At 65.1% G+C, this 9345-nt stretch carries 8 protein-coding genes and 1 pseudogene; 7 read left to right on the forward strand and 2 right to left on the reverse strand.

Annotated features, from left to right (window positions below; translation table 11 throughout):
* From EN943_RS05325 to EN943_RS05355, 7 genes are all read left to right on the forward strand, one after another.
* Positions 1 to 1171: S41 family peptidase (locus EN943_RS05325; protein ID WP_164778081.1), on the forward strand; the 1171-nt coding region annotated here is incomplete at its 5' end.
* Positions 1172 to 1383: 212 nt separating this feature from the next.
* A complete protein-coding gene (locus EN943_RS05330) occupies positions 1384 to 2562 on the forward strand; it encodes a divergent polysaccharide deacetylase family protein (RefSeq protein WP_127411785.1) in 1179 nt (392 codons plus the stop codon).
* Positions 2563 to 2592: 30 nt separating this feature from the next.
* On the forward strand, positions 2593 to 3114 hold the full coding sequence (locus tag EN943_RS05335; protein ID WP_127411786.1) for an RNA pyrophosphohydrolase: 522 nt from the start codon (positions 2593 to 2595) through the stop codon (positions 3112 to 3114).
* Positions 3115 to 3191: 77 nt separating this feature from the next.
* Complete coding sequence (gene alr / locus EN943_RS05340; protein ID WP_127411787.1) at positions 3192 to 4331, forward strand: alanine racemase; 1140 nt, start codon at positions 3192 to 3194, stop codon at positions 4329 to 4331.
* 274 nt (positions 4332 to 4605) lie between these two features.
* Positions 4606 to 5028, forward strand: a complete 423-nt coding sequence (gene rnk, locus EN943_RS05345) for a nucleoside diphosphate kinase regulator (RefSeq protein WP_127411788.1) — start codon at positions 4606 to 4608, stop codon at positions 5026 to 5028.
* Positions 5029 to 5042: 14 nt separating this feature from the next.
* On the forward strand, positions 5043 to 5585 hold the full coding sequence (locus tag EN943_RS05350; protein WP_245475587.1) for a nucleoside-diphosphate kinase: 543 nt from the start codon (positions 5043 to 5045) through the stop codon (positions 5583 to 5585).
* 120 nt (positions 5586 to 5705) lie between these two features.
* Positions 5706 to 6962 carry a D-amino acid dehydrogenase gene (locus EN943_RS05355; RefSeq protein ID WP_127411790.1) on the forward strand — a complete coding sequence of 419 codons (1257 nt, stop codon included), beginning with the start codon at positions 5706 to 5708 and terminating at the stop codon, positions 6960 to 6962.
* Between the two features lie 4 nt (positions 6963 to 6966).
* Here the strand turns inward: EN943_RS05355 and EN943_RS05360 are convergent, their stop codons facing one another.
* Both EN943_RS05360 and EN943_RS38210 read right to left on the reverse strand, forming a co-directional pair.
* Entirely contained in the window at positions 6967 to 9123 is a 2157-nt protein-coding gene (locus EN943_RS05360) for a phosphatidylserine/phosphatidylglycerophosphate/cardiolipin synthase family protein (RefSeq protein ID WP_127411791.1), read from the reverse strand.
* Positions 9120 to 9345, reverse strand: a pseudogene (locus tag EN943_RS38210) (hypothetical protein); the annotation flags it as partial. The gene EN943_RS05360 and the pseudogene EN943_RS38210, both read right to left, overlap by 4 nt.

The raw sequence follows: 9345 nt of genomic DNA on the forward strand, positions 1-9345 counted from the left end.
GTATGTGACACCGCCCGACGACAAGTCGCTGGTCGAGAATGCCATCAACGGCATGCTGGCCTCGCTTGACCCGCACTCCTCCTACATGAATGCCGAGCAGGCGCAGGATATGCGCGTCCAGACCAAGGGCGAGTTCGGCGGCCTCGGCATCGAGGTCACCATGGAGAATGATCTGGTCAAGGTGATCACGCCGATCGACGACACGCCGGCCGCCAAGGCAGGCGTGCTGGCCGGCGACTACATCGCCAAGATCGACGGCGAAGAGGTTCGCGGCCTGACCCTCAACGATGCGGTCGACAAGATGCGCGGCCTGGTCAACACGCCGATCAAGCTGACCATCCTGCGCCAGGGCGCCGACAAGCCGATCGAACTGACGGTCGTGCGCGACATCATCAAGGTCAAGGCGGTCAAGTTCCGGGTGGAGAACGACATCGGCTACATGAAGATCACCTCCTTCACCGAAAAGACCTATGACGACCTCGAGAACGCCATCGACACCATCAAGAAGCAGATTCCCGACGACAAGCTGAAGGGCTACGTTCTGGATCTCCGCCTCAATCCGGGTGGCCTGCTCGACCAGGCGGTGAGCGTGTCCGATGCCTTCCTCAACCGTGGCGAGATCGTCTCGACGCGCGGCCGCGACCCCAAGGACGTCACCCGCTTCGACGCCAAGCCCAAGCAGGTCGACGACATCAACGGCAAGCCGATGATCGTCCTGGTCAATGGCGGCTCGGCCAGTGCATCGGAAATCGTCGCCGGCGCGCTGCAGGACCTGCGCCGTGTCACGGTGGTCGGCACGCAGTCCTTCGGCAAGGGTTCGGTGCAGACCATCATTCCGCTCGGCGAGAATGGTGCGCTCAGGCTGACGACGGCGCTCTATTACACGCCGTCCGGCAAGTCGATCCAGGGCAAGGGCATCACGCCCGACATCAAGGTCGACCAGCCGCTGCCGCCGGAACTGCAGGGCAGGGACCTGACGCGCGGTGAATCCGATCTCAAGGGCCATATCAAGGGCGCCGACGAGAGCACGACGGGTTCGGGCTCGGCGGCCTATGTGCCGCCGGATCCGAAAGACGATCTGCAGCTCATCTATGCCGAGCAGCTGCTGCGTGGCCAGAAGACCGATCCGTCCTTCCCGCCCAATCCGCAAAAGGCGGTTCTCAACCAGTAAGGATCTGGAGCGGCGCACGCGCCGCTCCATCTTTCTGTTTGAGCCGGATGGAAGCAATGCGATGCTGCCGGGACCGAAAGGTTCCGGCAGTTTGATTCGGGAGGCGAGGCAAGGCCCCCAAGGCATGGCGCGGGGTGCGCCGGGATTGATGAATTCGCGCATGTCTTTTCGAAGCGGCTTCGTCTTCGGAGCCATGCGCCCGGGGATTAGGCTTGGCTGATATCGGCAAGGACATCGAACGCCCGCTCGGACAGGCAGTCCGGCCGCCGCGCGCCGCCGGTAAGCTCAGCGGCGGTGCGATCATGGCGACCGTGGCCGTGCTGGCGGTGGCCGGCGTCTCCGGCGCGATCGCGCTCAGGGAAAAGCCGTTTCGAAAGCCGCAAGAGGTTGCCGTTTCAACGCCGAAAGTGACCGCGGCGGCCGAGTCTGCCGCCGCGCCGCCCGCATTGGCACCGGCGGCACCGAAGCCGGAGGCGTCGGCCAGATCAGGCGGGCCGCAGATCATCCATGTGCAGACGGAGGAGGGCGATGGGCCGCCCAAGGCAGCGATCGTCATTCGCGATCCGTCGACCATCGGCCAGAACCTGAAGATCGCGCATATTCCAGACAAGGCGCTGATCGAGGCCAGCGAGACCGGGCCGTTGCCGGTGCGCGCCGCCGATGGCCGGCGGCCGTTCGACGTCTATGCGCGGCCCTGGTCGGGCGGGCGCGGCGCGCGCGTAGCGATCGTCATCGGTGGGCTTTCGGTTTCGCAGACCGGCACCCAGGCGGCCATCGCCAAGCTGCCGGCTGAAGTGACGCTGGCTTTCGCGCCGCAAGGCAACAGCATCGGCCGCTGGATGCAGGCAGCCAGGCAGAGCGGCCACGAGATCGTCATGCAGGTGCCGCTCGAACCGTTCGACTATCCCAAGGTCAATCCGGGACGCAACACGCTGACGGTGGCGGCAAGCGCGGATGAAAACCTGAAAAGCCTGCACTGGGCGCTGTCGCGGACGACGAACTATACCGGCGTCATGAACTATATGGGCGCCCGCTTTTCCGCCGACGCGGCGGCGATGGAGCCGTTCATCGCCGAGCTCGGCAAACGCGGCCTTGCCTATATCGATGACGGCTCGTCGGCGCGCAGCCTGGCGCCGGACCTGGCGCTGAAGGACGGCGTGCCCTTCGTCTCCGGCGACATGGCGATCGATGCCGTGCAGGATCGCGGCGAAATCCTGAAGAAGCTAGACAGCCTGGAGGCGACCGCGCGGGCCAAAGGCACTGCCGTCGGCATCGGTTCGGCCTTCGACCTGACGGTCGATACCGTGTCGTCCTGGGTGGTCGAGGCCAAGAAGCGCGGCATCGAGATCGTGCCGATTTCAGCGGTGGCTATAGATCCGCAAAAAGGCTAGCCATCGGAAGACGGCTGGAAAGACTGACTGATGGCAAAGACAAAAAAGATCGACCGCGAAACGCTGCCTTACCGTCCCTGTGTCGGGCTGATGATCCTCAACGCCGATGGCCTGGTCTGGGTCGGGCATCGCATCGCCGAACCGGACAGCGAATTCGCCGGCACGACACAGCTCTGGCAGATGCCGCAGGGCGGCATCGACGAAGGCGAGGAGCCCCTGCAGGCGGCCGAGCGCGAACTCTATGAGGAGACCGGCATGCGGGGCGTCTCGCTGCTGGCCGAGGCGCCGGACTGGATCAACTATGATTTGCCGGACCATCTCGTCGGCATCGCCTTCAAGGGCCGGTATCGCGGCCAGACGCAGAAATGGTTCGCCTTTCGCTTCCACGGCGATGTCAGCGAGATCCAGATCAATCCGCCGCCGGGTGGCCACACCGCCGAGTTCGACAAATGGGCATGGCGGCCTATGCAGGACCTTCCCGACCTGATCGTGCCGTTCAAGCGCCATGTCTATGAGGATGTGGTGGCGGCATTCCGGCATCTGGTGCAATAGCCGCGATACAACAACCGCCGTTGCCGCGCCGGCCCGGCGGTTCTATTGATGTCTCCACTACCACGCGAAGGGTCGCCATGAACGACGCCCCCCAAAAGTCGCCGCCAGAAGAGGTCACCGCCACAAGCGAAGTGGCGGCTGGGGCCATCCTCACCATCGATCTCGGTGCAATCCGTGAAAACTACCGGCGGCTGAAGGCGCGGTTGGGCGATGTTGCCTGCGCTGGGGTGCTCAAGGCGGACGGCTACGGCGTCGGCGCCGGCCAGGTCGGGGCGGCGCTGCTTCGCGAAGGCTGCGATGTCTTCTTCGTGGCGCTTCTGGGCGAAGGCGCCGCCTTGCGCCACTCGCTCGGGGTGGGCCCTGCCATTTTCGTGTTGAACGGCATTCCGCCCGGTGCCGAGGCGGACGCCGTGGCGGCGGACGTTTGCGCTGTCATCAACAGCCCCGAGCAACTGGCGGCTTGGGGTGTGGCGGCTCGCCGCGCCGGCCGAAAACTGCCGGCCGCGATCCAGGTCGACAGCGGCATGTCGCGGCTCGGCATGGCGCCCCAGGATGTGGATCGCATCGCCGCGGACCCGCAGGCCTTCGACGGCATCGACATCCGTTACGTGATGAGCCATCTGGCCTGCGCCGACGAGCCGGAGCATCCGGCCAATGAGAAGCAGCGGTCGGCGTTCGAGCGGCTGCGCGCAATGTTGCCGAAGGTGCCGGCGTCGCTGGCCAATTCCTCCGGCATCTTTCTCGGGCCGACCTTTCACTACGATCTCGCCCGCCCCGGTGCCGCGCTCTACGGCATCAATCCGACGCCGGCAAAGTCCAATCCGATGCTTCCGGTGGTGCGGTTGCAGGCAAAGGTGGCACAGACGCGCCGCGTCGAAAAAGGCGCCGGCGTCGGCTATGGCCACACCTATCATGCGCAAGGCCCGCTCAGGCTGGCGACGATTTCGTTCGGCTACGCGGATGGCTGGCAACGCCGCGCCGCGTCCGCCGCCTGGTTCGAGGGCGTGCGGCTGCCTTTCCTCGGGCGGGTGTCGATGGATTCGATCATTCTCGACATTTCCGCCCTGCCGGCCGGCAGGCTGCGCGAGGGGGATCTCGTCGAACTGCTCGGTCCCTCGCAAAGCGTCGATGACGCCGCCGGCCATGCCGGCACCATCGGCTACGAGATCCTGACCAGCCTCGGTCCACGCTTCCATCGGCGCTATGTCGGCGGTTGAGCGGTTTGGCCGCGCTTGACAAGCGGACGCCTGTCGGCAAGGCTCCGGACATGAGCAACCCAGCTTATATCAGAACCTTGTTCAGGGTCTGCCCGATCGCGGGATCGTAGCCCCGGCGCGGCCGCCTTTTGGCGTCCGTCCGAACCGGGGCATTTCTACCTGACATCATCATTCTCAAGCCAGCCAGCTTCCCGGCTACCGGCTTTTCATCAAGCCACCGTTTGCGCGGCGGCAGGCGCGCGTCTGTTCGATGCGCCAAGTCATGAGGTTTGCCATGCAACATGCAACAGGATTGCGTCCACCGAGCCGGCTTCTGGTCAGCGATGCCGACCATCTCAGGCTGACGGGCCTGGCACGGGCGTCGCTCGACCGCGTGCCGGAGACGGCCGAAGAACTGCTTTCGGAGATGGACCGTGCCGTCGTCACGGCAGCGGCTTCCATGCCGGCCAACGTGGTGCGGATGGGTTCGACGGTGGCAATCCGCAACGATGGCGGCCACACCCAGCGTGTCACGCTGGTCTATCCCGGCGAAGCAGACATAAGTGAAAACAGGATCTCGGTGCTGACGCCGATGGGGACGGCGCTTATCGGCGCGACCGCCGGGCAGACGGTGTGCTGGAGCAGCCGTGGCGGCCGGGAACTGTCGGCGACCATCGAGGTGGTCGATACGCCGGCCTGCGGTCGGGAGGGGTCCTGATCATGGAGACGGTGATGACGGGCGCAAATTTCCGGCTGACGACAAAGGACTTCGCCGTCCTAGAAATCATGCTGGAGCGTCGGCGGGCTTTCGCGGATCCAATTGTTCCGATGCTTGAAGACAAACTTTCCAAAGCCGAGGTCGTCGCGATCGATGCGGTCAGATCCGATATCGTGACGCTGAACAGCAGGCTGGTGTTCCGTGTCGATGCCGGTCCTGCCCAGACCCGGACCTTGGTGCAGAACGAGGTGCGCGGTCCGGTCGGCTCCAGCCTGTCGATCATGACAAGGCGGGGGCTTTGCATGCTCGGCATGGCCGAGGGCCAGACTGCAAGGATCGAACAGGCCGACGGCAGGCGGGAGTCGGTCCTGATCGCGACCGTGCTCTACCAGCCTGAGGCTGCGCGGCGTGCCGTCAGGGAGAAATCCCAGGCCGGGGCGCGACGGCCGCATGGGCTCACCCTCGTCTACAGCGCCGCAGCCGATTGGCGGCCCCTTGGCGAGCGAGCCGGAATGCGGCAGACAGGGGATGACGACCCCGGTCCCACGGCGGCGTGAACAGGCAACACTGCATGATCTCGAAAATCGGCATCGATTTTCGCCGGGGATCATGCGCAAATCGGAAATGCGCCGCGTCCAGGCGTCCTCAAGGGCGTGCGACGCGGCAAGGAGTGAACGATGAAGATCATGGTGCTGGGCGGCGGCGTCATCGGAGTGACCACGGCGTACTTTCTTGCCGAGGCCGGCCACGAGGTGACGGTTCTCGATCGCCAGAAAGGCCCGGCGCTGGAAACCAGCTTCGCCAATGCCGGCGAGATTTCGCCCGGCTACGCCTCGCCCTGGGCCGGACCCGGCATTCCGCTGAAGGCGATCAAATGGCTGCTGATGAAGCATGGCCCGCTGGTGGTGCGGCCGGCCTTCGATCCGCATATGTGGACATGGCTGATCAAGATGCTGCGCAACTGCACGGCCGAGCGTTATGCGATCAACAAGGCGCGCATGGTGCCGCTCGCCGAATACAGCCGCGACACGCTGAAGGCGCTGCGCGAAGCGACCGGCATCGCCTATGACGAGCGGACCCAGGGCACACTGCAGCTGTTTCGCACGCAAAAGCAGCTCGACGGCACCGGCGGCGATGTCGAGGTGCTGAAGAAGTATGGCGTGCCTTACGAGATCCTCGACCAGGACGGTTGCATAGCGGCTGAGCCTGGCCTTGCCGGGGTGCGCGAAAAGTTCGTCGGCGGCCTCAGGCTGCCGCACGACGAGACCGGCGACTGCAAGATGTTCACCGACAGGCTGGCCGAACTCTGCGTGGCCCGCGGCGTCAAGTTCGAATACGACGTGACGATCTGGCGCGTCATCCGCAGCCGCAACCGCATTGCCAATCTCAGCACCAGCAAGGGCTGGAAGACCGCCGAGGCCTATGTGATGGCGCTGGGCAGTTATTCGGCGGGTTTCATGCGCAGGGTGAAGCGGCCGATCCCGGTCTATCCGGTCAAGGGCTATTCGATCACCGTGCCGATCAAGGACGCCGCGGCGGCGCCGGTGTCGACGGTGATGGACGAGACCTACAAGGTGGCGATCACCCGGCTCGGCGACCGCATCCGGGTTGGCGGCACGGCCGAGATTTCCGGCTTCGACCTCAGACTGCACGAATCACGGCGGCGCACGCTGGAACATTCGGTCGGCGACCTCTTTCCGGGCGCCGGCGCCATGCGGGACGCGACGTTCTGGTGCGGGCTGCGGCCGATGACGCCGGATGGTCCGCCGCTGATCGGCCGCACCGAGCTCTCCAATCTCTATCTCAACACCGGCCACGGCACGCTTGGCTGGACCATGGCCTGCGGCTCGGGCAAGGTTCTGGCCGACATCATCTCCAGCCGGGTGCCTGACATCGACGTCCGCGACCTCGCGCAGGAGCGCTATCTACGGTAGAGGGTCAGAATGCCTGCCGGACCCAGTCCTCGTCGAAAAGCAGCCGGTAGGCCCACGGGATCGTCACATTGGTGGCGACCGGATTGGAGTGGGCGACATAGTCGTCATAGATCGGCTTCATCCTGGTGTAGAAGGCCGGATCGAGCACCATCATGCCGTTCTCACTGTCGTGGAAGAAGCTGCGGTTGTTGAGGTTGACCGACGAGATGGCGACCAGCCTTTCGTCGATCATCATAATCTTGGAATGCAGCACCACGTCAGGCGCCTTGAACTCGCGGATGTTGATGCGGTTGCCATATTTCTCGACGAACAGCTTGTTGAGCGCGGTGAGGAACTTGCCACCGATATCGCCCTTGAGATCGATGCGGCCGACAATGTCGATCCTGACGCCGCGCGCGAGCGCCCGGTCAACAGCCTGGGCAAGCTTGGGCGTCAGGTTGAGGTAGGGATTGACGATCTGGATATGGTGCTGGGCCGCATCGACCAGCTCGACGAAATAATCCTCCAGTGCGTGGCCGTCCTCGTAGGGCACCGAAATGAAGTGCCGCGCCGTGCCTGAGGGGCGGGCGCCGGCGGACCGGACCGGAATGGAGAAGGGGCGCGCCAGATTGGTGTCGGCGTCGCGCAGCCACATTGTCGAAAGATGCGCGGCCAGCGTTTCGACGGTGGTCGGGTCGGCGAACTCGATGTCGAAGTCGCTCCAGTTCGAATAGTAGTTCAGCGAGAGCCCGTCGGTCTTGCCGTATTGCTCAAGGTCGGGATAGCGCGACAGATCGATCGGCTGGTGGAACAGGAAGCCGTCATGGATGTTGCGGCCGCCGATGATGGCGCGCGAGCGCGTGGGATCGTCGGCAAGCGTCGCCAGCATCTTGACGTGATGGACCTTGTGCAACTGTGAGATCTGCTCGTCGATCGGCGCGCCATGGTCCGCCCGCCAGCGATATTCCTGCAATTCGACATTGGGGAATTCGGCCGCCAGCCGATGCAGCAGGGAATCGTCCTTGTCGCGCTCCAGCACGTCGGTGACCATGATGCGCACCTTGGTGCCGAGGGCCGCATGGTGGCGGATCAGCCGTTCGATGATGCGGCCGGAGAAGTCGGCCTTGAACTCCAGCGACGACAGATAGATCAGCTTCAGCCTTGGCGCCTTGGAGAAGTCGAGCGGCAGCTCCGGGTCGCCTTTGTCGATGGCGCTGTCGGACAGCGGCGCTCCCATCAACGCCTCGACCTTGGCATTGAAGCCATCGCGCGACTTGCGCAGCAGGCGCGGCTTTCCGATCGGCAAGGCACAGGTCTGCGACAGCCAGCGGCTGGCATAGAAGGCGCGGCTGAGCGCATCGAGGCCGGTGGGATTGGGCGTCGGGCAACGCTCGTAGCGACTGTCGAAGGCGGCGAGAGCCGGATCGGCGCTCTCTTCGCGCCGGATGGTGAGCGGCGCGCCGGCCGGGGCGAGGCGGGAGCGGATCCTTGCCGTGCAGCGGTTCAGGCCGTCACTTGGGAACAGGCTGACCGTGTCATCCTCGCCGGACAGGCGAAAACGGAATGCCGTGCCCATGGCGATGGTCCGTGAACCGCCGCCGGCACGGATCGCCAGCGTGCCGTCGCAGATTCCTTCGATGTCGGCAGGTTGCTTGCCGGCCTGGTGCAGCACGATCTCGACGCTGCGCGCTTGCAGGCCGGAGAAATCGAAGATCCTGGGCGCTGAGGGCCGCGCTGCCGCATCGATGTAGAGCGTCTGCCGGGACACCCGCCAGCGTCCGTCGAAATGGCCCTCGCCGCTGTTGGCGCCTGCCGGCGGCAGATGCATTTCGGCAACCGGCCCGGCCAGTTTTTGCAGTGTCCGGTAGGTCGCCTGGAAATCGCTGTTGGCGATCTCATGGTGGTCGTGGCCGAAAGGGCCGGTGCCGTTGGCGCGGTCCATGGCGCCGAGCTGGTGGTGGGCGAGCAGCGCCAGGAACCGTTTTTCGTAGTCGCTTGTGCCGGCGTCACCGAAAAACTGCGCGGCGGCGATCCGCGGCCCAGCTGTCTCGGCCGAGAGCGCGGGTCGCGCGCAAGCGCTCTGGCCTTGCAGGAGATCGCAGGTATTGCGGCCAGTACCGGCACAGCCGGCAAGGACAGCCAGCCCGAACAGAACGATGGCGATGGATGCGCGACCCTTCACCCGGCCACTCCGGCCTTCAGGGCGCTCAATTGCGCCGGATCGCGCGGCGGCATGAAGCCCTGCGGGAAGACCTTGCAGACGGGAATGGCGAAGGTGGCGATCAGCAGTTCGGCCTCGCCGCGCATTTTACGCGGCGCTGTCTTGTCGTCGCGGATCGCTTTCGCCGAGGCGACCAGGGTGCCGTCGCAGTCGCAATGGTTGTGGCGGGCGGTGTCACACGCG

Source organism: Mesorhizobium sp. M7A.F.Ca.US.006.01.1.1, assembly GCF_003997935.1.
Taxonomy (GTDB): domain Bacteria; phylum Pseudomonadota; class Alphaproteobacteria; order Rhizobiales; family Rhizobiaceae; genus Mesorhizobium.

Coding starts and splice junctions, on each gene's coding strand:
- EN943_RS05350 (WP_245475587.1), top strand. CDS start 5,043: ATGACGGGCGCAAATTTCCGGCTGACGACAAAGGACTTCGCCGTCCTA.
- EN943_RS05335 (WP_127411786.1), top strand. CDS start 2,593: ATGGCAAAGACAAAAAAGATCGACCGCGAAACGCTGCCTTACCGTCCC.
- alr (WP_127411787.1), top strand. CDS start 3,192: ATGAACGACGCCCCCCAAAAGTCGCCGCCAGAAGAGGTCACCGCCACA.
- rnk (WP_127411788.1), top strand. CDS start 4,606: ATGCAACATGCAACAGGATTGCGTCCACCGAGCCGGCTTCTGGTCAGC.
- EN943_RS05355 (WP_127411790.1), top strand. CDS start 5,706: ATGAAGATCATGGTGCTGGGCGGCGGCGTCATCGGAGTGACCACGGCG.